General features: G+C 71.0%; 21 protein-coding genes and 1 pseudogene. 10 read left to right on the forward strand and 12 right to left on the reverse strand.

The features are described from left to right. Positions 1-18 precede the first annotated feature (18 nt). Positions 19-2,652: an alpha-L-rhamnosidase C-terminal domain-containing protein gene (locus ACFY1L_RS00915; protein WP_388816133.1), complete on the reverse strand. Its 2,634-nt coding sequence runs from the start codon at positions 2,650-2,652 to the stop codon at positions 19-21. A 330-nt stretch (positions 2,653-2,982) separates the two neighbouring features. Between ACFY1L_RS00915 and ACFY1L_RS00920 the strand changes: the two genes are divergently transcribed. Further along, a complete protein-coding gene (locus ACFY1L_RS00920; protein WP_351465140.1) occupies positions 2,983-3,357 on the forward strand; it encodes a hypothetical protein in 375 nt (124 codons plus the stop codon). A 208-nt stretch (positions 3,358-3,565) separates the two neighbouring features. Then, the gene (locus ACFY1L_RS00925) at positions 3,566-3,922 is read left to right on the forward strand and encodes an ArsR/SmtB family transcription factor (protein WP_388816137.1); all 357 of its coding nucleotides are present in this window, start codon (positions 3,566-3,568) and stop codon (positions 3,920-3,922) included. Positions 3,923-3,946: 24 nt separating this feature from the next. Here ACFY1L_RS00925 and ACFY1L_RS00930 read toward each other — a convergent pair whose 3' ends face one another. Together ACFY1L_RS00930 and ACFY1L_RS00935 are read right to left on the reverse strand one after the other, a co-directional pair. Further along, the gene (locus ACFY1L_RS00930) at positions 3,947-5,419 is read right to left on the reverse strand and encodes an APC family permease (protein ID WP_388816140.1); all 1,473 of its coding nucleotides are present in this window, start codon (positions 5,417-5,419) and stop codon (positions 3,947-3,949) included. Positions 5,420-5,469: 50 nt separating this feature from the next. Next, positions 5,470-6,195 (reverse strand): FadR/GntR family transcriptional regulator, encoded by a 726-nt coding sequence (locus ACFY1L_RS00935; RefSeq protein ID WP_388816143.1) that lies wholly within the window; start codon positions 6,193-6,195, stop codon positions 5,470-5,472. Between the two features lie 187 nt (positions 6,196-6,382). Between ACFY1L_RS00935 and ACFY1L_RS00940 the strand changes: the two genes are divergently transcribed. Then, entirely contained in the window at positions 6,383-7,828 is a 1,446-nt protein-coding gene (locus tag ACFY1L_RS00940) for an amino acid permease (RefSeq protein ID WP_388816147.1), read from the forward strand. A 54-nt stretch (positions 7,829-7,882) separates the two neighbouring features. Here the strand turns inward: ACFY1L_RS00940 and ACFY1L_RS00945 are convergent, their stop codons facing one another. Continuing rightward, positions 7,883-9,784 carry an ABC transporter ATP-binding protein gene (locus ACFY1L_RS00945; RefSeq protein WP_388818837.1) on the reverse strand — a complete coding sequence of 634 codons (1,902 nt, stop codon included), beginning with the start codon at positions 9,782-9,784 and terminating at the stop codon, positions 7,883-7,885. A gap of 174 nt (positions 9,785-9,958) precedes the next feature. Here ACFY1L_RS00945 and ACFY1L_RS00950 point away from each other — a divergent pair, with 174 nt between their 5' ends. Further along, positions 9,959-10,948: a YbhN family protein gene (locus ACFY1L_RS00950; RefSeq protein ID WP_388816150.1), complete on the forward strand. Its 990-nt coding sequence runs from the start codon at positions 9,959-9,961 to the stop codon at positions 10,946-10,948. 26 nt (positions 10,949-10,974) lie between these two features. On the opposite strand, the gene ACFY1L_RS00955 is transcribed toward ACFY1L_RS00950, so the two are convergent. After that, the gene (locus tag ACFY1L_RS00955) at positions 10,975-11,688 is read right to left on the reverse strand and encodes an SDR family oxidoreductase (RefSeq protein ID WP_388816153.1); all 714 of its coding nucleotides are present in this window, start codon (positions 11,686-11,688) and stop codon (positions 10,975-10,977) included. Positions 11,689-11,744: 56 nt separating this feature from the next. Between ACFY1L_RS00955 and ACFY1L_RS00960 the strand changes: the two genes are divergently transcribed. Next, positions 11,745-12,509: a crotonase/enoyl-CoA hydratase family protein gene (locus ACFY1L_RS00960; RefSeq protein ID WP_388816156.1), complete on the forward strand. Its 765-nt coding sequence runs from the start codon at positions 11,745-11,747 to the stop codon at positions 12,507-12,509. 34 nt (positions 12,510-12,543) lie between these two features. Here the strand turns inward: ACFY1L_RS00960 and ACFY1L_RS00965 are convergent, their stop codons facing one another. Then, complete coding sequence (locus tag ACFY1L_RS00965; protein WP_388816159.1) at positions 12,544-12,834, reverse strand: DUF1876 domain-containing protein; 291 nt, start codon at positions 12,832-12,834, stop codon at positions 12,544-12,546. Between the two features lie 264 nt (positions 12,835-13,098). Between ACFY1L_RS00965 and ACFY1L_RS00970 the strand changes: the two genes are divergently transcribed. Further along, positions 13,099-14,124: a 6-phosphofructokinase gene (locus ACFY1L_RS00970; protein WP_388816162.1), complete on the forward strand. Its 1,026-nt coding sequence runs from the start codon at positions 13,099-13,101 to the stop codon at positions 14,122-14,124. A gap of 12 nt (positions 14,125-14,136) precedes the next feature. On the opposite strand, the gene ACFY1L_RS00975 is transcribed toward ACFY1L_RS00970, so the two are convergent. The 4 genes from ACFY1L_RS00975 to ACFY1L_RS00990 form a co-directional block, all read right to left on the reverse strand. Beyond that, positions 14,137-15,024: a universal stress protein gene (locus ACFY1L_RS00975; protein ID WP_388816164.1), complete on the reverse strand. Its 888-nt coding sequence runs from the start codon at positions 15,022-15,024 to the stop codon at positions 14,137-14,139. Between the two features lie 147 nt (positions 15,025-15,171). Continuing rightward, the gene (locus ACFY1L_RS00980; protein ID WP_388816167.1) at positions 15,172-16,380 is read right to left on the reverse strand and encodes an NAD(P)/FAD-dependent oxidoreductase; all 1,209 of its coding nucleotides are present in this window, start codon (positions 16,378-16,380) and stop codon (positions 15,172-15,174) included. Positions 16,381-16,405: 25 nt separating this feature from the next. Further along, positions 16,406-17,809: an FAD-dependent oxidoreductase gene (locus ACFY1L_RS00985; RefSeq protein WP_388816170.1), complete on the reverse strand. Its 1,404-nt coding sequence runs from the start codon at positions 17,807-17,809 to the stop codon at positions 16,406-16,408. After that, positions 17,806-19,278: an FGGY family carbohydrate kinase gene (locus tag ACFY1L_RS00990; RefSeq protein WP_388816173.1), complete on the reverse strand. Its 1,473-nt coding sequence runs from the start codon at positions 19,276-19,278 to the stop codon at positions 17,806-17,808. Before ACFY1L_RS00990 ends, ACFY1L_RS00985 begins: the two co-directional genes overlap by 4 nt. A 335-nt stretch (positions 19,279-19,613) precedes the next feature. Between ACFY1L_RS00990 and ACFY1L_RS00995 the strand changes: the two are divergent. Next, a pseudogene (locus ACFY1L_RS00995) lies at positions 19,614-20,029 on the forward strand (hypothetical protein); the annotation flags it as partial. Positions 20,030-20,120: 91 nt separating this feature from the next. Next, on the forward strand, positions 20,121-21,215 hold the full coding sequence (locus ACFY1L_RS01000) for a mechanosensitive ion channel family protein (protein WP_388816176.1): 1,095 nt from the start codon (positions 20,121-20,123) through the stop codon (positions 21,213-21,215). Positions 21,216-21,219: 4 nt separating this feature from the next. Here the strand turns inward: ACFY1L_RS01000 and ACFY1L_RS01005 are convergent, their stop codons facing one another. After that, the gene (locus tag ACFY1L_RS01005) at positions 21,220-22,761 is read right to left on the reverse strand and encodes a M1 family metallopeptidase (RefSeq protein WP_388816179.1); all 1,542 of its coding nucleotides are present in this window, start codon (positions 22,759-22,761) and stop codon (positions 21,220-21,222) included. A 220-nt stretch (positions 22,762-22,981) separates the two neighbouring features. Between ACFY1L_RS01005 and ACFY1L_RS01010 the strand changes: the two genes are divergently transcribed. Both ACFY1L_RS01010 and ACFY1L_RS01015 read left to right on the forward strand, forming a co-directional pair. Then, positions 22,982-25,201, forward strand: coding sequence for an NADP-dependent isocitrate dehydrogenase (locus ACFY1L_RS01010; protein WP_388816182.1), 2,220 nt, complete (start codon positions 22,982-22,984; stop codon positions 25,199-25,201). 157 nt (positions 25,202-25,358) lie between these two features. Continuing rightward, complete coding sequence (locus ACFY1L_RS01015; protein WP_388816184.1) at positions 25,359-25,658, forward strand: hypothetical protein; 300 nt, start codon at positions 25,359-25,361, stop codon at positions 25,656-25,658. Here ACFY1L_RS01015 and ACFY1L_RS01020 read toward each other — a convergent pair. After that, on the reverse strand, positions 25,642-26,748 hold the full coding sequence (locus ACFY1L_RS01020; RefSeq protein ID WP_388816187.1) for a DNA glycosylase AlkZ-like family protein: 1,107 nt from the start codon (positions 26,746-26,748) through the stop codon (positions 25,642-25,644). The two genes, ACFY1L_RS01015 and ACFY1L_RS01020, sit on opposite strands and share 17 nt — an antisense overlap. Positions 26,749-26,931: the final 183 nt, after the last annotated feature.

Genomic DNA, 26,931 nt, shown 5'->3' on the forward strand with positions numbered 1-26,931 from the left:
CAACCTGCGGGACAAGCCCTAGCCGTGTCGCTCGCACACGAAACTGTGCCTGCCCGGCCCCAGGCCGGACACAGTGACCGTCCCGTCGGTCACCTGCACGCCACGCGTCGACGCACGGCGTCCGTCCCAGAGCGTCTGCCGGTCGGCGCGCACGCTCTGCCGGTGCGCGTCGCCGGGGAACGAGATCGATCCCCGCGTGTGTGCCGGTACGTGGGCGGTGAGGCGGAAGGCGTGGGCGGTGTTCTCCCACTCGACGCGCAACGGGCCCTGTGGCGTGGGCAGTTGGCCCTTCGCCCAGTCGACGTCGCCGGGTTGGGGCCGTATCTCCCAGGTGGCGTAGCCGGGAGACGTGGGGCGGGCTCCGAGCAGGTGGTGGGTCAGTGCCGGCAGGACACCTGTGGACCAGCCGTGGGCCATGCTCGTGTAGGCGCCCTCGTACAGGGAGCCGTCGGGGCCGATGCCTTCCCAGTGGGTGATGCCGGGGTCGTTCTTGTCCATCCAGCCGTAGGTGCGCCGGATCTGGTCGAGCGCGGATGCGGCCCGGCCCGCGAGGAAGCGGGCCTCGATCTCGGGGTAGGAGGTGAAGGCGTAGACGCGCTGGGAGGCCTGGTCGAAGAGGGTGTCGTTGTCCATGAAGGCGTTGCCGTACGGCCGCGTCGTCGTCGTGTCGAGATGGGTCAGCGCCGATGCGGCGCGGTCCGCGCCCGCGATGCCGGTGACGACGGCCAGCGCGTTGCCGTCCTGCGCATGGCGCACCGGGCCGGTCGTGGAGTCCAGGTAGGCACCCGCCGCCGGGTCCCACAGCAGCGCGTTGACGGCCTGCGCGACCTTGTCCGCTCTGGCGTTCCAGCGCTCGGCGTCGCTTCCGCGGCCCAGCAGGCGGGCCAGCCGGGCCCCGGCCCGCAGGGCCTGCACGTACAGGGCGTTGTAGTAGGTGACCTGGCCGGTGCGGCCCAGGAAGGCGTAGTCGCCGTATCCGCCTGTGCCGTTGAGCCCCTTGCGCAGCAGGCCCGAGTCGTCCGTGACGGTGGGGTACCAGCCGTCCAGGACCTTGACCAGGTTCGGGTGGTGACGGGCGGCGTAGGAGCTGTCGCCGGTGTAGAGGACGTAGTCCCAGCTGCAGGTGACCCAGTACAGCGGATAGTCGAAGAGGGGCAGGGTGTAGTCCGCGATGGAGGCGGGCGGGATCCAGCCGTCGGCGCGCTGGTGCGCGGCGAGGTCGGCCAGTACGTTGCGGACCGCCTCGGCGGTGTCGTCGTGCGTCAGGTACAGGGTGCGCGCGGAGACCGCGAGGTCGCCGACGTAGGGGTCGCGGTCACGCTTGGCGCCGTCGTGCAGGACCAGCTTGCCTTCCAGGGTGGCGCTCCAGGCGCCGCGCGGATCGACGTCGTCCTGCCGGAAGGTGTCCGTGACCAGTTCATTGGTGTACGACGCCCCGTACCAGTAGCGGTTCAACTCCTTGTCGGAGCACAGGAACCAGCCGCGATAGGTGCTCGGCGTGCCCAGGTAGGCGCTGAACTGCAGGGACACCGAGTCGATTTCTACCTCTCCCCACGGCTGCGCCGCCGGTGCGTCCGCGGGGAGGGCGTCGAGGGCGATCCTGAGGTAGCGGAAGCCGTGCAGCCCGTCCGCGAAGAGCTTGTCACCGGCCTGGAAGCCCTTGCGGTCCGTCCAGTCGGCGCCGCTTGCCGGCACGGCGAACTGGTCCGTGCCCTGTCCGGTGCCACCCGCCTGGTCGGAGCGGGTGAAGTCCGAGCGGTCCGTGAGGAACTGCCGGGTCTCGGAGAACGCCACCCGCACGCCCGGGGAGTTGTCGGAGGCCGAGGTGAACCGGATCCTCGGGTATCCGACCACGACCTTGCCGAAGTCCACAGTGACGGTCGGCACGGCGATCGGGTCGACGGGCGCGGGCCAGACTTCGTTGATACGGGTGAAGGCGCCGCGCGGTGTGTCCTGCACGCTCGTCACGGTGATGCGCACGCGGTCGGCCGTGACCGGCTCGGCGAAGAGGACGGCCCGCTGGATGACATCGTTGTCCACGACCGTGGCCGCGGTCTGCCATGCGCCGTCCCGCCGCACCTCGACGGTGAACGCGGCCGGTACGCCGTCGCTGTTGGAGACGACCGTGACACCCGGAAGCCGCGTCGGCTGTGGCAGGGAGATGGTGAGGGTGTCGGGGAACTCCCCCAGCGTGTCGTCGTTCCAGAACGTGTCCGGATCGCCGTCGATGGCGTTGGCGGCGTCATAGGTGCGCGGGCGCCCGTCGTTGCCGTTGTTGCCGGCATGGGCCGAGGAGGCCTCGGCGGTGGTGCCCTCGGGCCAGCGGGGTGCCGCCGCGGGGCGGGGACGCCGCAGGACCGTTGCGGCCCCGCCGGGCCTGAGCAGCGCCTCGGCGTTCTCGACATCGCCGCTGGTCGCGAGGGTCCGAACGGGCTGAACGGTGCGCGAGGACGGCGCCTGCACGTAGCGGTGCCAGCGGTTGGCGCGGCGGGCCGCGCCGTCGGCGACAGGGGCCGTTCCTTCCTCGGCGGGAAGCGCCGTCGCCGCCGGTAGCCCGGCGGAGGCGAGAGCCGCCGTCAGCCCGACGGTGCCGGCCCTGGCCATCACGGTGCGTCTGGGGATGTCCTTCTCCGATGTGCCGTTCGACGTCACAGCGCCTCCCTGAGCAGATGGGATTGAATCGTTTCAGACGAATGTTGCGACGTGACGGTATCCCGAACACCGGGCGCCCGTACAGGGATCGGACAGGAGTCGGCCGCCCCGGCGCGAACGGTTGCCGGTGGCAGGGGCTCCGGCGTCAACTTCTCGGTCGGTCAAGGCACTTCCGGTCCGTCGAACGGTCCGGTCGCGCCGTTGTTCGGTCGTCACAGGGCAGTCCCGGACAGTTCCTCCCGACGTGACGGCGGCGCGCATACGGTCCGGGCACCGAGACGGGTCGCCAGCACCGGCCCGCGCAGTCAACGGCATGCAAAGGGAGGCGCTGTGGCGAGTGTGGAAGTGTCGCTGAAGGAGATGATGGCCGGGATCGAGGGAGCCCTGGGAGCTGCCGTCGTCGACTACACCAGCGGAATGGCGCTGGGCACGCTCGGCGGGAGCAAGGACCTGGACCTGACCGTCGCCGCGGCCGGCAACACGGATGTCATCCGCGCCAAGGTCCGCACCATGGAGCAGCTGGGCCTCAAGGGCAAGATCGAGGACATCCTGATCACACTGGACCGCCAGTACCACGTCATCCGCCTGGTGACCGGTCGTACGGGCAACGGACTGTTCCTCTACCTCGTCCTCGACAAGGCCCGATCGAACCTGGCGATGGCCCGCCACCAACTCAAGCGCGTGGAGGAGGCGATCGAGATCTAGCCCGCCCGAGGACGCCGGTGGCTTCGTCTGCCCATCATGTGAAGACTTCTTCAAGTCACCACATCAGCATGGTCCCAATGTGCGTTCCTGCCGGGTCCGAGGCGTGAAGGATCGGCATCCGAAGGCGGTCTGCGGTGCGGCGGTGTCCTCGGACGCCGTCGCACCGCGGCGGCCGCAGTCCCACCCACCCGACGAGGAGCGAGCATCCATGCAGGCCCCCCTCTACCAGGTCAAGGCGGAGTTCTTCCGCATGCTCGGCCACCCCGTGCGCATCAGGGTGCTGGAACTCCTCCAGCACGGGCCGGTGTCCGTACGGGACCTACTGGCCGACATCGAGATCGAGCCGTCCAGCCTGTCGCAACAGCTGGCCGTCCTGAGGCGCTCCGGCATCATCGTGTCGATACGGGAGGGCTCCACCGTCCGCTACGCGCTCGCCGGGGGAGACGTCGCCGAACTCCTGCGTGCCGCCCGCCGGATCCTGACCGAGCTCCTCACCGGCCAGAACCAGATCCTCACCGCACTCCAGGAGGCCGACGCCCCGGCCACCCTGCACACCAGCCGATGACTCGGGATTGCATACAGGTCCTCATCACTCCGCGTCGGCCACGACCGACCCGACCCGTTCCGCCAGGCTCGGGTCCCGGCGGACCAGCAGCGTCGCGTAGCCGACGGAGAACAGGAGCGCGGCGAGGGCCGCGACCGGGAACCAGTTGTACGGCGCGGGCTGGCCGGGCTTGGCCAGGTAGTACAGCGGCACCAGGATCGCCAGCGCGCCGAGGGCGGGCAGCACCAGGTGGCGGATCGTGCGGAACTCCTGGGGACGGTAGCGGCGGTAGTACAGCGGCAGGGCGATGTTGGACGCGAGGTAGACCAGCAGGATCAGGATGGAGCCCAGGCTGGAGGACTCGGTGAAGAAGACCACCGGGTTCATCGAGCGGCCGTCTGAGCCAAGGAGATGACCCAGGCCCCAACCGCCGATGATCAGCAGGGAGATGGCGGCGAAGGTGACGATCGCGTTGTTCGGCGTACGGCGCCTGGGGTGGACGTAGCCGAAGAAGGACGGCAGCAGTCCCTCGCGCCCGGCGTTGAACACCAGGCGGGCCTGGGAGTTGATGCCGGCGATCAGCACGCCGAGGGTGGAGGTCAGTCCGCCGATGTAGGCGAGGAAGGCCAGTGCCCCGAGAGTGTCGTGCGCGACGTCGATGAACGGGATGCGGGCCTCGCCGAGCCGGGCCACGTCGTAGTCGAAGCCGGTGACCGTGGCGTAGGAGAAGAGGATGTAGCTCACCGTCATGATCGCGATGGAGGAGAGGACGGCGCGGCCCACGTTGCGCCGGGGGTTCTCCGTCTCCTCGGCGAGGGCGGCCGAGTTCTCCCAGCCGATGAAGAGGTAGACCGCGAGCGGGAAGCCGGCGGCCAGGCCCCTCAGTCCGTGGTGGATGTGGTCGGGCAGGAAGGGGGCGGCGGACAGGTTGCCGCGGTGTTCGACGAGTGCGGCGACCGAGACCACGACGAGTACGAGCATCTCGACGCCGAAGAAGTAGCCGGCCCACTTGGTGGAGACGACCACCCCGCGCAGCATCAGCACCACCGACAGGCCGGTCAGCAGCAGTGTCCAGATGATCCACGGCAGGTCGACGCCGGTGTAGTGGTACAGGGTGATCTGCACGAAGCCACCGGAGATCGCGATCACGGAGGCCATCGCGATGATGTAGCCGAGCCCGGCCAGCAGGGCGGTGGTCACCGCGCTGACCGGGCCGAACGTCTTGCCGACGAAGGTGATGAAGCTGCCCGCCGAGGGGTGCGCCCGGGAGAACTGGGCGAGCGTGTTGCCCAGCAGCGCGACCGCGATGCCCGCGGCGAGGATGGTCAGCGGGGACGCGACGCCCGCGGTGGTGGACAGGAAGGCGAAGCCGAAGAAGAAGCTCATGGCCGGGCCGACGTTCGCCATGGTGGCGGCCGCGATGTCCGCCATGCCCAGGACACCGCCGCGCAGCCGCTGGGGCGTGCCGCCGACGGCACCCGGCGCCGGCGGCGGGCCGACGGCTTTGGGGTGGGGCATGGCGACAGCTCCTTCAGCTCCGGGGCGGTGCAAGCGATGCGTGGGGGATGTCAGCTGGGACGGGCGTGGTGGTGTGCCTTGACCGCCTGTACGGCCGGGTCGAGCGCGCCGCGGGCGAGTTCGGCGAGCAGGTCGGTGTGGCAGCGGTTCTGCGCCCGTACGACCGCGGGGTCCGGGGCGGGCTGCACCAGGCACAGCCGGCCGAGGAGGTCGGCGGTGAGTTCGCGGACGCCGGCGCCGCCGAGTGCCTCCGCGAGGTCGAGGTGGAAGCGGGTCTCCAGCATGAGCAGTCGTCCGGGGTCGTCGGTCAGGTCCATCTCCTCGACCAGCACCTTCAGCCCGTCGAGCCGGCCGGCCGGGACCTCGCCCGCGCCGTGGGCCACGAGGCCGCACTCCAGGAGCAGGTGGAAGGCGCTCAGCGTGGCCGCCTCGTCGGCGTCGTGCAGCACCGGGACGACCGTGTCCCAGCCCTGAGCGACGAAGGTGCCGCCCGTCCGGCCGCGCCGCCGGTCGAGCAGGCCGTCCTGGCACATGGCCTCCAGTGCGCGGCGCACGGTGATCTCGCCGATGCCCAGCTCCTCGGCCAGGACGCCGGCGTCCGGCAGCCGGTCGCCCGGGGAGACGGAGGTCAGGCGTACCTGCAGGGCGATCCGCGAGCGGACGAGCTCCGCTCCCGTCTGGCCCCTGCCGGGCAGCACACGGGCGTCGTGCACACCGGCGACCGACGCCGGAGCCGGCTGACCGTAGGGCCCGAACTTGCCCGCTGCATTCACCACGACGTCACCTTAACGGCCTGTTGAGCGGGGGTTACGGCGGGCGGGGGCACGGTGTCCTGTGCATGCACGGAAAATAGAGCAACGTGAACAATTAAACAAGACTGTTCTTTTGGATCGTACTGAACTAATTTCCCCGGCACGGCGCCCGTCCCCTTTCGTCCGCACCTCCTCCACGAGAGATGTCGAGATGACCACACGTCCCCCTGTTTCCGCTCCGGCCCCGGTGACCAGCACCGATGGCCCTTCAGCAGACTCCGGCCTGCAGGCCGGCCTGAAGAACCGCCACTTGTCGATGATCGCGATCGGCGGCGTCATCGGCGCCGGTCTGTTCGTCGGCTCCGGCTCCGGCATCGCCGCCGCGGGCCCCGGAATCCTCGTCTCCTACGCCCTCGTCGGCGTCCTCGTCGTCCTCGTCATGCGGATGCTGGGCGAGATGGCCGCGGCCAACCCCACGTCGGGCTCGTTCTCCGCGTACGCGGACCGTGCGCTGGGGCGCTGGGCCGGGTTCACCATCGGCTGGCTGTACTGGTTCTTCTGGGTCGTGGTGCTCGCGGTCGAGGCGACCGCCGGGGCCAAGATCCTGGCCGGGTGGATACCGGCGGTCCCGCAGTGGGGCTGGGCCCTGATCGTGATGGTCGTCCTGACCGCCTCCAACCTGGTCTCGGTCAGCTCCTACGGCGAGTTCGAGTTCTGGTTCGCGGGCATCAAGGTCGTCGCCATCGCCGCGTTCATCGTGGTGGGCGGTCTCGCGATCTTCGGTCTGCTGCCCGGCTCCGACCACCCGGCGTCCGGCTTCTCCAACCTGACGGCGCACGGCGGCTTCCTGCCGAACGGGCCGGGGGCGATCCTCACCGGTGTCCTGATGGTCGTCTTCTCCTTCATGGGCAGCGAGATCGTCACGCTCGCGGCCGGCGAGTCCGAGAACCCGCAGGCCGCGGTCACCAAGGCCACCAACAGCGTGATCTGGCGGATCGCGGTGTTCTACCTGGGCTCGATCCTGATCGTGGTGTCGCTGCTGCGCTGGGACGACCCGGCGATCCTCAAGGACGGCTCGTACGTCGCCGCGCTGAGCTCCATCGGCATCCCGCACGCCGCGCAGATCATGAACGCCATCGTGCTGACGTCGGTGCTGTCCTGTCTCAACTCCGGTCTGTACACCGCCTCACGCATGGCGTTCTCGCTCGCCCGGCGCAGTGACGCCCCGGCCTCCTTCGGGCGCACCACGGGTAGCGGTGTGCCGCGGGCGGCCATCCTGGCCTCGGTGGTCTTCGGCTTCGTCGCGGTCGCCTTCAACTACCTGTGGCCGGACACCGTGTTCCAGTTCCTGCTCAACTCCTCCGGTGCGATCGCCCTGTTCGTATGGCTGGTGATCTGCTTCTCCCAGCTGCGGATGCGCAAGATCATCGAGCGGGAGACGCCGGAGAAGCTCGTCGTCAGGATGTGGCTCTACCCGTACCTGACCTGGGCGACCATCGCCCTGATCACCTTCGTCCTGGGCTACATGCTGACCGACACGGCCGACGGCGGCGGGCGCGACCAGGTGGTCCTGTCCACGCTGGTGGCCGTGGCCGTGGTGGTCTTCGCGCTGGTCCGCGAGCGACGGGGCCGGAAGCAGGACGCGCTGGTCTCCTAGCGGAGCGTGGACCCCGAGTGGCGGCAGCCCCGCCACTCGGGGTCCACGTCTTTCCTACGCCACGGCCTCCCCGGCGGCGGCGATCTCCGGCACCTCCGCCGCCCGCTCCTCGAACTGCGTCCGGTACAGCTCCGCGTACCGGCCGTCGGCCGCCAGCAGTTCCTCGTGCCTGCCCCGCTCCACGATCAGGCCGCCCTCGATCACCAGGATCTGGTCCGCCGCCCGCACCGTGGACAGCCGGTGGGCGATCACTACCGCGGTCCGGCCCTCCAGCGCCTCGGTCAGCGCCTCCTGGACGGCGGCCTCGGAGGTGTTGTCGAGGTGGGCGGTGGCCTCGTCCAGGATGACGACGCGCTGGCGGGCCAGCAGCAGCCGCGCGATGGTCATGCGCTGGCGTTCGCCGCCGGAGAGGCGGTAGCCGCGCTCGCCGACCACCGTGTCCAGGCCGTCGGGCAGGGACCGTACGAGATCATCGAGGCGGGAGCGGCGCAGGGCGTCCCACAGTTGGGTCTCGGTCGCCTCGGGTCGGGCCAGGAGGAGGTTGGCGCGGACCGAGTCGTGGAAGAGGTGGCCGTCCTGGGTGACCATGCCGAGGGTCGCGCGCAAAGACCCGGCGGTCAGGTCGCGGACGTCGACGCCACCGACGCGGACGGCGCCCTCGTCGACGTCGTAGAGACGCGGCAGGAGCCCGGCGATGGTCGACTTGCCCGCGCCGGAGGAGCCGACGAGTGCGATGGTCTGGCCGGGTTCGGCGCGGAACGTGATGCCGTGCAGGACCTCGGCGCCGCCGCGGGTGTCGAGGGAGGCGACCTCCTCCAGGGAGGCGAGGGAGACCTTGTCGGCGGACGGGTAGGCGAAGCGGACGTTGTCGAACTCCACCGTCACCGGGCCGTCGGGGACCTGGCGGGCGTCCGGTTTCTCCTCGATCAGGGGCTTGAGGTCGAGGACCTCGAAGACCCGCTCGAAGCTGACCAGGGCGCTCATCACCTCGACACGCGCACCTGCGAGAGCCGTGAGCGGCGCGTACATGCGGGTCAGGAGCAGGGCCAGGGACACGACGGCGCCCGGCTCGAGGGTGCCGCGCAGAGCGAACCAGCCGCCGAGGCCGTAGACCAGGGCGAGGGCCAGGGAGGAGACCAGGGTCAGCGCGGTGATGAACACCGACTGGGCCGTGGCCGACCGGACCCCGATGTCCGCGACCCGGCGGGCGCGGGCCGCGAACTCCTCGGACTCCTCCTCAGGACGCCCGAAGAGCTTGACCAGCGTGGCGCCCGGCGCAGAGAAGCGCTCGGTCATGCGGGTGCCCATCGCCGCGTTCAGGGTCGCCGCCTCGCGCTGCATACGGGCCATGCGGGTGCCCATGCGCCGGGCCGGGACGACGAACACCGGAAGCAGGACCAGGGCGAGCAGGGTGATCTGCCAGGACAGGGTGAGCATGACGACGAGCGTGAGCACCAGCGTGACCAGATTGCTGACCACTCCGGACAAGGTGTTGCTGAAGGCACGCTGGGCGCCGATGACGTCGTTGTTGAGTCGGGAGACCAGTGCTCCCGTACGTGTGCGTGTGAAGAACGCGACCGGCATCCGCTGCACATGATCGAACACAGCCGTGCGCAGATCGAGGATGAGTCCCTCCCCGAGCGACGCCGAGAGCCTCCTGCCGAGGATGCCGAGCGTCGCCTCCGCGACCGCGATCAGCGCGATGAGCAGGGACAGGCGTACGACCGTTCCCTCGTCGCCGTCCGACACGATCGCGTCCACGACATGCCCGGCCAGCAGGGGGGTCGCCACGGCGAGCAGCGCGGTCAACACGCCGAGCAACACGAATTGGGCAATGCGGGCGCGGTGCGGACGGGCGAACGCGCCGATGCGGCGCAGCGTGGCACGCGCCACAGGGCGCCGTTCCTGCTGGGCTGTCATGACACTGTGCAGCTGTGTCCACGCTGTGGTTTCCATGCTCATGGGAGAGAACGTAGAACCTCGAGCGTTATTGAGGTCAATACTCCCGCCGCTCCGTCCCCTCCCCCGAAGGACCTCATGGCCCTGCCTCCCCACCCGCTTCCCGTCCGTAAGCCGCTCGCCGCAATCCCGCAACCCGCAGTTGGCGCGGCGCGGAAACCCTCTAGCGATGTGACTGCGGTACAACTCCCCGAAGGGCCGCTCCCCGAGGGACGCTTTCCCCGACGCGTCCCGGCCCGCCAGCTCCGCCAGATCCTGTGTCTGGTTCCGCTCCTGCTCGTCACCGTCGTCGCCGTGCAGCACCGCTCGGTCCTCGCCGAGGGCTTCGGTCATCTGCGCAGCGCCGAGTGGCCATGGCTGCTTGCCGCGATCGGCGCCACCTGTCTGACCTGGGTGGCGGCCGCCTTCACCCGCCAGGGCGCGGTCGTCGAGCGGCTGCCCAGGCGGCGGCTGCTCGCCACCCAGTTCGCGGCGGGCGCGGCCAACCATCTGCTGCCGACCGGCCTCGGCGCCAGCGCCGTCAACCTCCGCTTCATGACGGTGTGCGGCGTCCCGCTCGCCCGCTCCTCGGCCGCGCTCGCGCTGTATCTGCTGGCGGAGTCCGTCGCCCGCCTGGGCCTGCTGACCGCACTTCTGCTCGCCTTCCCGGACGCGCTGAGCTTCGGCGAGCTGCTGCCCGAGCAGGCGATGGGTCCGCTGCTGCTCGCCGTGGTCGCAGTACTCGTCGTGGCGGCGTGCGTCCTTGCGTTCGTACGACGCCTGCGTACGGCCGTGGTGTCGTTCCTGCGCACCGCGCTGGGCGAACTGCGCTCGGTGCACACCCGTCCGTGCCGTGCGCTCGCCCTGTGGGGCGGTTCGTTCGCCTTCCCCCTGCTGCAGGCGGCCGGGCTGGTCCTGGTCGGGCAGGCGCTGGGGCTGCCGGTGTCGCCGGTGCACATGGCCGTGGCGTATCTGGCGGCGACGATCGCGGTCGCGCTGGTGCCGACGCCGGGCGGGCTCGGCTCGGTGGAGGCGGCGCTGGTCGTGGCGCTGGTGGCGGCGGGCGGTCCGGCGGCCGTGGCGACGGCGGTGGTGCTCGCCTACCGGATCATCACGGTGTGGCTGCCGCTGGTGCCGGGTGCGGTGACGCTGGGTGCGCTGGTGCGGCTGAAGGTGATCTGAGCCGTGGGTTCCTGAGGCCCTGCGGCTCACCAGGGCACGGGTTCGCCGTCCCGGTAGAAGCCCCCGGTCGGCCCGTCGTCGGGCAGCGTCGCCGCCCAGACGATCCCGGCCGCGCCCTGGTCGACCGGCCGCCCGCCGGGGCCGCCCATGTCGGTGGCGACCCAGCCGGGGCAGATCGCGTTGACGAGGATGCGCTGCCCGCTCAGCTCGCCGGCCAGCAGGCGGGTGAGGGCGTTGAGCGCGGCCTTGGAGACGCTGTAGGCGGGGGTGCCGCCGCTCATCGAGTGCAGTGAGCCGCCCTCGCTGCTGACCATGACGACCCTCGGGTGCGGGCTGCGCTGCAACAGCGGAAGCAGCGACTGCGTCACCCGCCAGGCGCCGAACAGGTTGGTGTCCAGGGCCCGCTGGACCTCACCGAGGTCCGCCGACCGGGCCTGGGCCCAGGTGTCGTACAGGATCGCGGCGTTGTTCACGACCACGTCCACGCGCCCCAGGGTCCGGGTGACCCACTCCGCCATGGCGGTCACGCTCGCCTCGTCGGAGACGTCGAGCTCCACGGCGGTCACTCGGTCTCCGCCCGGGTCGATGCGTGCGGCGGCGGCTTGGCCATTGGCGAGGTCGCGGGCGCCGAGGACGACCCGGTGACGGCGGTCGGCGAGCTGCCGGACCACCTCGTATCCGATGCCGCGGTTGGCGCCGGTCACCAGGGCGACCGGGAGGCCTGCGTCCTCGACTGCCATCAGGAAGACTCCCTCTGTACGGAATCTCAGACTCGCACAGGGAAAGGGGCCCCAGTATGCCGGTCCGGACCGAGCGCCAGGGACACGTCACGACCGTCGTCCTCTCCCGTCCCGAGGTCCGCAACGCGGTCGACGGGCCGACGGCCACCGAACTCGCGGATGCCTTCCGGGAGTTCGAGGCGGACGAGGAGGCGCGGGTCGCGGTGCTGTGGGGCGAGGGCGGCACGTTCTGCGCGGGCGCCGACCTCAAGGCGCTCGGCGGCGAGCGCAGCAACCGGGTCGCGGAGGACGGGGACGGTCCGATGGGTCCGACGCGGATGCGGCTGTCCAAGCCGGTGATCGCCGCGGTCGCGGGCCACGCCGTGGCCGGCGGCCTGGAGTTGGCGCTCTGGTGCGATCTGCGGGTCGCCGAGGAGGACTCGGTGTTCGGGGTGTTCTGCCGCCGCTGGGGTGTGCCGCTGATCGACGGCGGCACGGTGCGGCTGCCCCGGTTGATCGGGCAGAGCCGCGCCATGGACATGATCCTCACGGGCCGGCCGGTGGACGCGCGGGAGGCGTACGCGATGGGGCTGGCCAACCGCGTCGTCCCCACCGGCACGGCACGTTTCGCGGCCGAGGCCCTGGCAGGCGAGATCGCCCGTTTCCCACAGGCCTGTCTGCGGGGCGACCGGGCGTCGGTGCTGGAGCAGGACGGCTTGGACGAAGAGACGGCGATGCAGGGCGAACTCCGGCACGGGACGCAGGTGTTGGCCGAGAGCCTGGAGGGAGCCGCACGGTTCGCGGCCGGTGCCGGCCGGGGCGGGTCGTTCACGGACCTGTGACGGCTGCGCCTCCGGCCGGTTGTTGGATCACGGGTCACATGAGCCAGCCGGCCACTGTCGGAGGTTCCGGCCTCGTCGCGGAGGCGCCCATGCCCTCGATGTCCCGCTCGGCGGCCTCCACCAGCTGTCGGCCGAGGTCGTGCAGCGCCCTGCCCGCCGCCAGCTCGTCGCCGATCTCCGGCACGTCCGTGTCCCCGGGACTGCAGTGCGCGATCCCGTGCCCCGTGAGCGAGGCGGTTCCGGTGTCGAGCACCACCCGTGCCTTCGTGGTCCCCTCCTCCTCGAAGAGGCGGAGACGGATCTTCCATTCCGCAGTGTGAGGCATCGCTTCCTCCTCGTCCCGCTGCCGGCTGCCGCTCGACACGGCACGCATCACCTCCTCCATGATCGGACGCCGGCGCGGCCCGGTCACGGGGCCGGACGTCCCCGTCGGCAGGCCCCGGGGTGGGTCGCCGACGGGGCCGCCGACGCTCATGATGGAGGGAGAGTCACCTGGCTCTTCGGGTTCACGTCCGCGGAGATGGATCAAGGGCTGACCCACCGCCCGGACGACGCGCAGTCACTCCGTGCGGAGAAGGGAGGAAGAGCCATGAAGGTCGGAGTGCTGACCGGCGGCGGCGACTGTCCCGGTCTCAACGCCGTGATCCGCAGCGTCGTCCGCAAGGGCGTCCAGGAGTACGGCTTTGAATTCGCCGGTCTGCGTGACGGCTGGCTCGGCGCGCTCCAGGGCAATGTCGTGCCGCTGGACATCGCGAACGTGCGGGGGATCCTTCCGCGTGGCGGAACCATCCTCGGTTCCTCCCGCACCAACCCGTTCAAGCACGAGGACGGGGTGCAGCGCATCCGGGACACCCTTGCCGCGCACCAGGTGGACGCGCTCATCGTGATCGGCGGCGAGGACACGCTCGGTGCGGCCACCGAGCTGAGCCGTCAGGGGATCAACCTGGTCGGTGTGCCGAAGACCATCGACAACGATGTGAACGGCACCGACTACACCTTCGGCTTCGACACGGCCGTCGGCATCGCGACCGAGGCCATCGACCGCCTGCACACCACCGCCGAGTCGCACATGCGCACCCTGGTGGTGGAGGTGATGGGCCGGCACTCGGGGTGGATCGCGCTGCACGCCGGCATCGCGGGCGGCGCCAACGTGATCCTCATCCCGGAGCGGCCGTTCGACATCGATCAGGTCTGTACATGGGTGAAGAGCCGATTCAAGATCAACTATGCGCCGATCGTCGTCGTCGCCGAGGGGGCCGTCCCCAAGAAGGGACAGATGATCCTCAAGGACCAGTCACTGGACGAGTACGGCCATGTACGGCTCTCCGGCATCGGCGACTGGCTTGCTCAGGAGATCGAGGAACGCACGGGTACGGATGCCCGCACCACCGTTCTCGGCCACATCCAGCGCGGCGGCACCCCGAGCGCCTTCGACCGCTGGCTGGCCACGCGGTTCGGGCTGCACGCCGTCGACGCGGTCAACGACGGCGACTACGGCACGATGGTGGCCCTGCGCGGTACCCGGATCGTCCGTGTGCCCCTCGCCGACACGAGGGCAAAGACGAAGCTGGTGGATCCGGCGCTGTACGACGAGTTCGAGGTGTTCTTCGGCTGATCCGCTCCGCTGTCAGCCGGCGTGCGGTACGACCGCCACCGGGCAGCTGGTGTGGTGCAGTACGGCATGGGTCACCGGACCCAGCCGGCCCTCGGCCGCCCGGGGGTCGGTGCGGCGGCCCACGACCAGCAGGTCGGCAACCCGGGAGGCGTTCAGGAGCGCCTGCGCGGGATGGAGCAGGACGACATCGGCGCGGGTCGTCACTTCCGGGTACTTGTCCTGCCACGTGCGCAGGGCGTCGGCCACGTGCAGGACCTCCTGGTCTTCCCAGGTGGCACGGTCCTCCTCGGTCACGAACAGCGTCCGAGGCGACACGGCCTCGGCCGGAAAGGCCCAGGCCTGCACCGCCCGCAACGGCGCCTTGCGCGCCTCGGCGGCCGCGAACGCGAATTCCGCCACCTCACCGACCGGACGGTGCGCGTCGAAACCCACCACCACCTGGGCAGCGCCTGCCGCCCTCGTCCCCCCGCCGAAGGCTCCGAGCGGCCGTTCGGGCACCAGCACGACAGGGCAAGCGGCTGCTGCCGCCACCCGAAGGGCCACCGAGCCGACCGCGAGGCCGTCGAAGCCGCCGGAGCCTCGCGCACCGATCACGAGGAGCTCGGCTCCGCGCGCGGCGCCGAGGAGTGCCACGGCCGGGGCGTCGGCCGTCTGCTCGCCCCGCACCCGCAGCTCCGGGTGGCGGGCGCCGAGGTCGGCGATCGCCCGTTGGAGCATGCGCTCACCCACGTCGTGCAGCGTCTGAACGGCCGGAGCCGGAACGGCATCGCCCGGCAGCGGCGGAGAGGCGTTCACGAGACGCAGCGGTACGCCCCGCAGCGCCGCTTCCCGCGCCGCCCAGTCGGCTGCCGCCAGGCTGCGCCCGGATCCGTCGATGCCCACCAGCACGGAGTGACCCATCGCGCCCTCCTTCGCCACCGCCACCTGCGCAGGCGCGGCCCCCGCGCACCCTTTGATGTCTCTTCCACTGTTCCACGCGAGGCCCCCGAGCTCCCGGCGAGCGACTTCACCGGGGATCGAGTCCGGCCGTCCTCTTCGACGGACGGGTCAGCCGACGCTCACCCGCACCGGCCCGCCCTTCGGGTCGATCCGGCACGTCCAGCCCGCCGAGAGCCTCAGGGTGCGGTTCGGTACCCCGCTTGCCACGCGCTCGCGGTGCACGAGGCGGCCGTCCTGGACAACGTGCAGGACCGGGCGGGTCAGGAAGGCGGTCGTGCGCAGGACGTACGGGTGACGGTCGTCCGGGGTGACCCGGTTCGGGGCGATCCAGTGCAGGGGCGGGGTCACGGTCAGGGGGATGCCGGTCGGCCACTCGGCTCGCGTGAGCCAGTCCCGGACCGCACCCGCCACTCGCGCGCCCTCGCTCGCCGCCGTGGCCGCGCTCTCCACGGCGTGCAGCACGCTGCCGACGGCGAAGACGCCGGGGCGTGACGTGCGCAGGGCGCCGTCCACGGCGGGGCCGCGTGTGCCGGGGTCCAGCAACAGGCCGCCACGCCGGGCGAGTTCGTGGTCGGGGACGAAGTCGCCGGTGAAGACGACCGTGTCGCACAGCAGCGTGGCCGTACGGCCGTCGCGATGGTGGACGCGGACGCCCGACAGACGTCCGTGGCCGAGGAGTTCGGTGACGGTGGTGTGGGTGAGCAGGGGGATGCCGTGGCGGAGGCGGGTGTGCTGCGCGCGGGCCGGGGTCGTCTGGGTGCGGGGCTGGTCGGTGACCATGGCGACGACGTCGGCTCCGGCGGCGCGCACGGTCTCGGCGGCCGCGTACGAGACGTCCTCCGCGCCGACGATCACCGCCCGGCTGCCGATTCGCTGCCCGTGGAGGTGTACGGCCTGCTGGAGTTCGCCCGTGGTGTAGACGCCGGCGGGGCGGGTGCCGGGCACCAGGCGTGCGGCGCGCGGGCGTTCGCGGGCTCCGGTGGCCAGGACGATCGCGCGGGCGGCGATGGTCTCCGGGCCCTGCGGGCCGACGGTGGTCAGGGCCAGGGGGTCCGCCCAGTCGAGGGCGGTCACGCCGGTGCGTACGACGGCTCCGGTGCGTACGGCCGCGTCGGCGAGCAGTCGGGCGTAGGCGGGGCCGGTGAGCGGGTGCAGCCAGGTGCCGAAGCCGCCGTGGGCGCAGTGCCGGGGGACGCCGCCGGACTGCTGTTCGCGGTCCAGCACCTCGATGCTGCCCGCACCGGAGGCGGCCAGGCGGGCGGCGGCCGCGAGGCCCGCGGGCCCGGCGCCCACGACCAGGACGTCCACCTTCCTCACGCCTCGGCCCCCTCGTCGACATTTCTCACGTGTCGGCCCCCTCGAACAGCGCCCGCACCGCCGCCCCGCAGTAGAACCCCTGGCAGCGGCCCGCCCGGGCCCGGGTGCGGCGGCGCAGTCCGTCGAGGGTGCGCGGCGGGATCGTACTGGCGAGGGCGTCGCGGATCTCGCCGCGGGAGACGCGCTCGCAGTGGCAGACGAGGGTGCCGTACTCCGGGTCGGCGGCGATGAGTCGGGGTTGTTGATGGGGGCGCGGGAAGGCCTCGCCCAGGTTCGGCATGCGGACCGGTTCCAGATCGCGCTTCGGACCCAACTCCAGCCCGATGTCGGCGAGTTGGGCCACTACGTAGGCCGCGATGGCGAGCGAGGCGGTCAGGCCGGTGGAGCGGATGCCGCCGACGGTGACGTAGGACTGGTCGGGGTGCGCGGTGATGCGGTAGTCGTCGTGTTCCGTGGCGGCGCGCAGGCCGGCGTAGACGGCGGTGATCTCCTCCTCGACGAGTTCGGGCAGGATACGGCGGCCCTTCTCGCGCAGGAGGTTCAGGGCGTCGGCGGTCGAGCCGGTGGCGCGCTTGTCGTGCAGGCCCTCGGCGGTGGGGCCGAGGAGGACGTTGCCATGGACGGTGGGGGCGACCAGGACACCCTTGCCGAGTGCCGTGGGCACCGGCAGCAGGATGTGCCGGACCAGGGCGCGGGCGAACTTGTCGTAGACGATGAGCTGGCCTCGGCGCGGGGTGACGGTGAAGTCGTCGTGGCCGAGCTGTCGGTCGAGGGTGTCGGCGTGGAGGCCGGCGGCGTTGACGAGGTGGCGGGCGTGGAGGGTGCCTCGGGGGGTGCGGAGGCGGTGGACGGAGTCCGCGTAACCGGCTTGCTGCACTGGTGAGTTGAGGTGGAGGTCGACTCCGTTGCGGACTGCCTGGGTGGCGTACGCCAGGGTCGTCGTCCAGGGGCAGATGATGCTCTCGCCGGGTACGTGCAGGGCGCCCAGGGCGCCGGGGCCCAAGTGCGGTTCGCGGGCGTGGAGTTCGGGCGGGTCGATCAGGCGCGTTTCGTGATGGTCGTTGCGCTTGGCCTTCTCTGCCAGGCGGGGCAGCGCGGCGAGTTGGTCTTCGTCCCAGGCGACGAGCAGTGCGCCGACGGGTTCGACGGGGATGCCCGACTCGGCTGCGTACGCGGCGAGTTGGCGGGCGCCCTCGCGGACGAGCCGTGCCTCCAGGGAGCCCGGGACCGCGTCGAAGCCGGTGTGCAGGATCGCGGTGTTGGCCTTCGAGGTGCCCTGGCCCACATCGTTCTGTGCCTCGACGAGGGCGATGCGCATGTGTGGGTGGTGGGCGAGGGCGCGGGCGATCGCGCTGCCGACGACTCCGGCGCCGACGATCGCCACGTCGTATGCGGTCTGCGGGAGGGGGCCGGTCGCGGTGACCGTCATGCGGGCCCTGCCTTCGGCTCAGCGGGCTTCCTTTCCGCGGACCGCTCCAGCAGCGCGTTGACCTCTGCGCGGAAGCCCGCGCGGCGTTCGGCGGCCTCGTCCGCGGTGATGCGCGGCTCGTAGACGGCGGACGGTTTCCAGTCCGGCAGCGCTTCGGCGATGGTCAGCCCGGGCTGGGCGCCCAGCCGGGCCAGGGTGGCGACGCCGAGTGCGGTCGCGTCGGGCAGGGCGGAGACCTCGACGGGGCGTTGCAGCAGGTCGGCCTGGGTCTGCATGAGCAGGGTGGAGCGGGTCAGGCCGCCGTCGACGCGGAGTGCGGACAGGGGTGCTCCGAGGTCGGCCGCGGCCGCGTCGGCGAGTTCGGCGACCTGGTCCGCGATCCCCTCGCACAGGGCGCGCACCAGGTGCCCGGGGCCCGTGTCGAGGCCGAGGCCGGTGAGCGAGCCGCGCAGGTCGCCGCGCCACCACGGGGCGGCGAGCCCGGCGAGGGCCGGTACGAAGGTGACTCCGCCGCTGTCCGGGACGGTGCCGCCAAGGGTGTCGAGGTCGGCGGCGCCCTTGATGACGCCGAGGTCGGTGAGCCACCGGACGGCGGAGGCGGCCGTGTAGACCTGGCCGTCCAGGCAGTAACTGGTGTGTCCGGCAAGGCGCCAGGCCACACAGCTGACCAGGCCGGAGGCGCCGTGGCGCGGGGTGTCGCCGGTGTGGGCGAGGAGGAACGCGCCGGTGCCGTAGGTGCACTTGGCGCCGCCGGGTTCGGTGATGCGCTGGGCGAGCAGGGCGGCCTGTTGGTCGACGGCGAGACCGGTCAGCGGGATCTCCGGCCCGAACTCCCTTGTCGTAGCGACCGGTTGGGCGTTGTCGACGACTTCCGGCAGCCGCTCGTCCGACAGTCCGTAGAGGGCGAGGGCGCGTGGCGACCATTGCGCGCCGTCGAGGTCGAGGAGTTGGGTGCGGCCGGCGGTGGCGGCGTCGGTGGCGTAGGCGCCGGTGAGGCGGTGGATCAGCCAGGCGTCGCTGGTGGTGACGAGTCCCTGGCGGGTGAGGTGCCGCCGGATCCAGGCCATCTTCGGTGCGGCGAAGTACGGGTCGAGAGGCAGGCCGGTGAGCGTCTGCAACTCCTCGGCGTGCGGGGCGAGTTCGGTACATATGGATTCGGCGCGGCGGTCCTGCCAGACGAGGGCGTCGGTCAGCGGGCGGCCGGTGTCGGGGTCCCAGGCGAGGACGGTCTCGCCCTGGTTGGCCAGGCCGAGCGCGATGACGGGTTCGCGGGCCTCGGCGAGTGCGCGGCTGCCCGCGTCCCGTACCGAGCGGTACAGCTCCTCCGGGTCGATCTCGACCAGGCCGCCGGGCAGATGGCGGGGGTGCACCTCGGCGAACCCGGTGCCGATGACTCCGCGTTCGGGGCAGACGACCAGTGCCTTGGTGCCGGACGTTCCCTGGTCGACCGCGAGCACCGGACCTGTCATCGCTCCCTCTCCCCCTCGGCGATCACTGCGCGCCAGCCTGCCGCCGCGCCGCACATCACGTCAAGCAACCTCCAACTGCCCACTGCCTCATAGGTGTTCGCGACCATGCCCAAACCGGTGGAGAGGCGGAACGTTGCCTCTCCAGTGACCGCCGAACCGACGTCCCGCCGATCCCGCCGGTCACGACTCCGACCTGCGCGCGGCTCTCCAGGAGTTGCGCACCGGGCGCTGGATATCGATGCCCGGTCTGCTTACGGAGACGACGGCGTGGCGGCAGTGGACGCAGCGCACTCAGGTGCCGGCGGCCGCACCGACGTGGTGCGGGCCTGGCTCGCTCCGACTACGACTCCTCCGCCCACCTCTCGGAAGAAACCTCCAACGCCTCGGTGTCGGCCGCGCGGGGCATCGTGCGCTCCATCTGGGTGTCGTGGATCGCCTGTCTGCTCGCGCTGCCGTCCCTGTACTCGGCGGCGGCGTACGGCGCGGTCACCCGTGGAACCTGGGTCGTTGGAGCCGGCCGGTCGGCTGGATCGCGGTGGTGTGGGTGGCGTGTGGCGCGGTGCTGTTCTGTCTGCCGCCGTCCTCGCCGGTGGCGGTCGACTCGATGGACTACGCCGCCATCGCCCTGGCCGTCGTACTCGTACTCGCCAGTGTGTGGTGGTGCCTCGCCCGCCGTTCGTACGGGACGCCCACGATCGCCGCGTACGGCTCGGACCGGGACCAGGCGGAACTGGCCGAAGGGATCGTCTGAAACCGTGCCATCCGGACGGCCACCTGGTACGAACTGCTGTACGGGATAAGGCAGGATGAGCCGCTGCACATCCCGAACTTGGAGGTAGCCGGTGAACCGAGCGCTCACCGTGGACGACCTGGTCATCGCCGGAATCGCGCTGGCAGCCGGCCTGTTGGCCGCGTTCCTGCTGCGCATCCTGATGCGCTGGCTCGGCAAGCACGCCGGACGCACCCGCTGGAGCGGCGACGACGCCATCGTCGACGCGCTGCGCACAGTGGTGCCGTGGGCGGCGTTCCTGGGCGGCGCCGCCTCCGCGGGCGCGGCGCTGCCGCTGACCAGAACGGTCCAGAACCACGTCAACCAGGCGCTGACGGTGGTGCTCATCTTCGTCGTCACGGGGACGGCGGCCCGGGTGATCGCCGGCCTGGTGCGCGCGGTCACCCAGTCGCGGTCCGGAGTCGCCGGGTCGGCCACGATCTTCGTGAACATCACCCGGGTCCTGGTGCTGGCGATCGGATTCCTGGTGGTGCTGCAGACGCTGGGCATCTCGATAGCCCCGATGCTCACCGCCCTCGGCGTCGGCGGTCTGGCCGTCGCGCTCGCCCTGCAGGACACCCTCGCCAACCTCTTCGCCGGCATCCACATCCTCGCCTCGAAGACCGTCCAGCCCGGCGACTACATCCGGCTGAGCAGCGGCGAGGAGGGCTACGTCGAGGACATCAACTGGCGTCAGACGACGGTCCGGGCGCTCTCCAACAACCTGATCGTCATCCCCAACGGGGAGCTGGCGAAGGCGAACATGACCAACTTCATGCGCCCCGAGCAGCAGTTGACGATCCTCGTCCAGGTCGGCGTCGCCTACGACAGCGATCTGGAGCACGTCGAGCGGGTGACCATGGACGTCATCGCCGAGGTGATGACCGGGGTCGCCGGCGCGGTCCCGGAGCACGAGCCGGCCATCCGCTTCCACACCTTCGGCGACTCCCGGATCGGCTTCACGGTCATCCTCGGCGTGGGCGAGTTCAGCGACCAGTTCCGCATCAAGCACGAGTTCATCAAGGCGCTGCACAGGCGCTACCGCGAGGAGGGGATCCGCATCCCGGCGCCCGCGCGGACCGTGGCTCTGCAGCAGGGGTCGGTGGCGATCCCGCAGCAGCGGACCCCCGAGGAGGTGGGCGACGCGAACGTCGCCCACCTCGACTGACGGCTCAGAGAGTCGCCGAGTTCTCGTGCCAGTGCCCGCCCCTGCGGCTGTGCGGTGAGGCGAGCGCCGAGTTCACCGGCTTGACCGTCCAGTCCGGGTGGCCGGGCATGCGCGGCGTCTTGGTGCCGTAGAGCCAGTCCCGCAGGAAGCCGGACTGGTCCTGGCCGGAGACCTCCGAGGCGACGGCGATGTAGTCCTCCGTCGTCGCCGAGGAGTTGCGGAACCGGTCCAGGAAACCGCGCTCGATGGCGTGGAAGGTGTCGTCGCCGACCAGTTGGCGCAGCGCGTACAGGACCAGGACGCCACCCGTGTAGCGCTGGTTGTCGAAGAGGTTGACCGCGTTGGGCGCGGCGACCGGGCCCGAGTCGTGCCGCCACTGGTCACCGAGGCCGTACGTGTACTTCATGCGGTCCTCGAAGGTGCTGTAGCCGAGCGAGTCGGTCCAGCCGCGCTCGTAGCGGTACAGCAGCCCGTAGAAGTCGGCGTGGCCCTCGTTGAGCCACAGGTCGGCCCAGGTGGCGGGGCTGACGAGGTTGCCGAACCAGGAGTGGACCAGCTCGTGCATCATGTGCGAGCCGATCTTCTTCTCCTCCTGGAGCAGGAAGTTCGGCTTGTACAGGGTGAGGGTCTGGGTCTCCAGGCCGGTGAAGTCGAAGGCGTTCGAGGCGTCGGAGTTGCAGGGCAGCAAGCCGTACGTCTCGAAGGGGAACGCGCCGAGCCGCTGCTCGATCCACTCGACCAGCCCGGGTGTCAGCGCGAGGGCGGGTTCCAGGGCGGCGGCCCGGGCGGTGGGTACGACGTCGCGCAGCGGAAGTCCGTTCGGGCCCTGCCGGTCCTTGACGACGTAGTCGCCGACCGTGATCTGCGCCAGCTCGGTGGCCATCGGCTCGCGGGAGACGTACGTGTACGCGGTCCGGCCGCCGTCGAGGCTCTCCGTACGGACGAGGAGACCGTTCGCGACGCCCCGCAGGCCGTTCGGGACGGTGACGCGGAAGGTGAAGTCCGCCTTGTCCGACGGGTGGTCGTTGCAGGGGAAGACGGTGTGCGCGGAGTTCGGCTGCGGGCAGATCGCGAAGCCGTCCGGGGTGACGACCCAGGCGGTGTGCGCCAGGGTGCGGCTCGGGTCGGCGCCGTACTCGACGCATATGGTCACGCGGGCCTTCGCGGGCAAAGGCCGGGTGGGCGTGATCCGAAGCTTCTCGTCCGCCTGCTCGAAGGTGGCGGCGCGGCCGCCGACGCGAACGGAGCGTATGTCCAGGCCGAGGGCGTCCAGGGACAGCCGGGTGAGCGGCTGGGTGGTGCGGATCCGCAGGGTCGCGGTGGCCTCGACGAGCTTGGTCGTGGCGTCGTAGGCGAGGTCGAGGTGGTAGGCGGAGACGCGGTAGCCGTCGTTGCCGAGGCTCGGGTAGACGGGGTCGCCGAGGGTCTCGGCGCCCGGAGAGGCTGTGTCCTTCGGAGCTGCCTGGGCCGTACCCCCCACGGTCAGTGCCGCGGCCGTACCGAACAGGACGGCCGCAGGGGCCGTCACTCTGGTGCGATATCTCATGGTCAGCTTTCGCTCGGGCGGCCGGGTGGTCAGCTCCGGCCGTCGACGATCAGATGCACGATCTACATCCAGGACCATGGGAACGGACGTTTGGTTGCACACCAGTGAGGTGATTGGCGTTCCGGAGTGTGGGACGCGTGGCCGGACCCCTGTCGAGCCCGCCTCGATCACGAGATATCTTGATGTCGAGCAATGTTGCAGACGTGGAGCGGAGCACCCGGTGACTGACTCGACCATCTTCTATACGCACACTGACGAGGCCCCGGCCCTGGCGACGTATTCCTTCCTGCCGGTGGTCCAGGCGTACGCCTCGCAGGCGGGTGTCTCCGTGGAGACCCGTGACATCTCGCTGGCCGGGCGCATCATCGCCCTGTTCCCGGAGTACCTCTCCGAGGACCAGCGGATCCCGGACGCCCTCCACGAGCTGGGCGAGCTGGCCAAGACGCCCGAGGCCAACATCGTCAAGCTGCCGAACGTCTCGGCGTCGATCCCGCAGCTGAAGGCCGCGGTCGCCGAGCTGCAGGGCCAGGGCTACGCGCTGCCGAACTACCCGGACGACCCCAAGACCGACGAGGAGCGGGAGATCCAGGCCCGCTACGACAAGGTCAAGGGCTCCGCCGTGAACCCGGTCCTGCGTGAGGGCAACTCCGACCGCCGTGCCCCCGCCTCGGTGAAGAACTACGCCAAGACCCACCCGCACCGCATGGGCGCCTGGTCGTCGGACTCCAAGACCAACGTCGCGACCATGGGCGAGAACGACTTCCGCTCCACCGAGAAGTCCGCCGTGATCTCCGAGGCGGGCTCGCTGAAGATCGAGCTGGTCGGCGACGACGGCACCACCACCGTGCTGCGCGAGTCCGTACCGGTCCTCGCCGGCGAGGTCGTCGACGCCTCCGTGATGCGCGTCGCCGCGCTGCGCGAGTTCCTGACCGCGCAGGTCGCCAGGGCCAAGGCGGAGGGCGTGCTGTTCTCCGTGCACCTCAAGGCCACGATGATGAAGGTCTCCGACCCGATCGTCTTCGGCCACGTGGTGCGCGCCTTCTTCCCGAAGACCTTCGCGAAGTACGGCGAGACGCTCGCCGCGGCCGGTCTGACCCCGAACGACGGTCTGGGCGGCATCTACAAGGGCCTGGAGGCCCTGCCCGAGGGCGCCGAGATCAAGGCCTCCTTCGACGCCGAGCTCGCCGAGGGCCCGGCGCTGGCGATGGTCGACTCCGACAAGGGCATCACCAACCTGCACGTCCCGTCCGACGTCATCGTCGACGCCTCGATGCCGGCCATGATCCGCACCTCCGGCCACATGTGGGGCCCGGACGGCCAGGAGGCCGACACCCTCGCGGTGCTGCCGGACTCCTCCTACTCCGGCGTCTACCAGGCCGTGATCGACGACTGCCGTGCCAACGGCGCCTACGACCCGTCGACCATGGGCTCCGTCCCGAACGTCGGCCTGATGGCGCAGAAGGCCGAGGAGTACGGCTCCCACGACAAGACCTTCGAGATCGCCACCACCGGCACGGTCCGCCTCGTCGACCAGGCCGGCAACGTGGTGCTCGAGCAGTCCGTCTCGGCCGGCGACATCTTCCGCGCCTGCCAGACCAAGGACGCCCCGATCAAGGACTGGGTGAAGCTGGCCGTCACCCGCGCCCGCGCCACCGGCGACCCGGCCGTGTTCTGGCTGGACGAGACCCGCGCGCACGACGCCAACCTGATCGCCAAGGTCAACGCCTACCTGCCGGAGCACGACACCGAGGGCCTGGACATCCGCGTCCTCGCCCCGGTCGACGCGACCAAGCTGTCGGTGGAGCGCATCCGCCGCGGCGAGAACACGATCTCGGTCACGGGCAACGTCCTGCGTGACTACCTCACCGACCTGTTCCCGATCCTGGAGCTGGGCACCAGCGCCAAGATGCTGTCGGTCGTCCCGCTGATGGCGGGCGGCGGCCTGTTCGAGACGGGCGCCGGCGGCTCCGCGCCGAAGCACGTCCAGCAGCTGGTCAAGGAGAACTACCTGCGCTGGGACTCGCTCGGCGAGTTCTTCGCGCTCGTGCCCTCCTTCGAGCAGTACGCCACGGCCACCGGCAACGCCCGCGCCAAGGTCCTCGCCGACACCCTCGACCGCGCCACGGCGACCTTCCTCAACGAGGACAAGTCCCCGACCCGTCGCGTCGGTGGCATCGACAACCGCGGCAGCCACTTCTTCCTGTCCCTGTACTGGGCGCAGGAGCTGGCGGCGCAGACCGACGACGCGGACCTGGCCAAGGCCTTCGCCCCGCTCGCCGAGACGCTCTCCGCCAACGAGCAGAAGATCGTCGACGAGCTGATCGCCGTCCAGGGCCAGCCGGCCGACATCGGCGGCTACTACCAGCCGGACCCGGCGAAGGCCGCCGCGGTCATGCGCCCGTCCGCCACCTGGAACGAGGCGCTGGCGTCGCTCAGCTGACGCGAGGGGCCCGAGCCCCGCTCTCCCCGGTTTCCTGCCCCGGCCGGCACCGTGCCCGGCCGGGGCAGAGCCATGTCACGAACGGCGTACCACGGGAGGTGGCCGACGGTCCGGGTCGGTCTACTGAGCAGGGGAAACCGAACAAAGGAGCACTGCCATGGCTGTTGTGTTGTCCCTGCGCTGGAGTGGGGTCACGCCCGAGCAGTACGACGCCGTACGGGACACGGTGCGTTGGGAGGAGCAGCAACCGGCGGGCGCCGTCCTGCACGTGGCCTGGTTCGAAGGGGGCGCACTGCACGTCACCGACGTATGGAATGCCCAGGCGGACTTCGAGCGGTTCTTCGCGGAGCGGCTGACGCCCGCCGTCAAGGAAGCCGGCATCACCGGGGAGCCCAAGGCCGGGTTCTCGCCGCTGCACCGGCGTTTCGTGGCCTCCGGCGTCAGCGGCGCGGCCTGACGAGCTCCAGCTCGAGCCAGCGGGCCAGGTCCTCGATCTCCCGGTCGATCTCCGCGCTCATGGCCTTGGTGAACGGCACGTCCTCGTGGAGCGCGTGCACACGCAGCGCGCCTGCCTTGCGGTCGGCAGCGGCGTCGAGCTTTCCGACGAGCCGGTCGCCGTACAGGATCGGCAGGGCGAAGTAGCCCCAGCGGCGCTTTGCTGCCGGCTTGTACATCTCCAGCTGGTACTCGTACTCGAACAGCTCGACCGTGCGCTTGCGGTCGTGCACGAGGCGGTCGAACGGGGACAGCAGGGCGGCCCGCCCCTCGAAGGGCAGCCCCAACTGGGCAGGGTCCACGCGCCACTTGCCCCGCACGCCCGCCACGACGGCCTCCTCGCCCGCCTCGCCCACGTCCGCCGGCTCGACCTGGCACTCCGGTCCGCGGGCGCGGGCGATACCGAGGGCGCGCAGCCGGCGCTCGTCGCGGATGCGCAGCGCTTCCTCGACCGGGATCGCGGGTGCGTCGGGGTAGACGCGGTCCGCCAGGTCCCACAGGCGGTCGCCGCCGGTGCGGCCCGCGACGGCGACCTCGCCGCGCTGCACCATGAGCTCCAGAAGCTTGGTGACATTGCGGTTGTTGGTCCAGCCGCTCGACTTCCACGGCTTGGCGCAGGTGTCCGGCAGGGCACGGGAGGGCAGCGGTCCCTCCGCGCCGAGCCGGTCGAGGATGTCCCGGCGGCACGCGTCGTTGGCGGCCACCCACGTCCGGTGGTACTCCCGCCACGACGACGGCGTCCCCCGCTCCGGCCACTCGGCCATCTCCGCGCGGTACAGCGCGAGATCCTCGGCGGGCCGGATCATCGCCTGCAGCTCCAGCAGCGAGCGCTTCTCCAGGGCGGCGCCCAACTGCGCTGGTGCATACGGCGATCCGAGCCGACTCCACGCCACGAGGTCGGCATTCGGCGCGATGGCGGCGATCGGGTCGATCTGCAGCAGGGTCAGCCCGCGCACCACCGCCGGCAGCCCGTCCGGCCGTACGGCATCCAGGAGTTGGGCGCGCACGGCGATGCGGCGGGCGTCGGTGCGCGAGAGCTCGTGGACGGTCATGGCTCGAGACTAGGCGAGGGCTCTGACAACGGCGCGTCGGTAACCCGCCGTAACGCATCCATGTCACCCCATGTCATTCCTGAAGTCTGCATGTCAGGCCGGACGGGACGCTGGTCCGCCCTGATCCCCTGTGGTTCTCTCGTCGCATGACGGTGCTTGTGACCCGACGCCACGTCGACTACG

The sequence above is a fragment of the Streptomyces sp. NPDC001663 genome (genome assembly GCF_042893105.1).
Classification (GTDB): Bacteria; Actinomycetota; Actinomycetes; order Streptomycetales; family Streptomycetaceae; genus Streptomyces.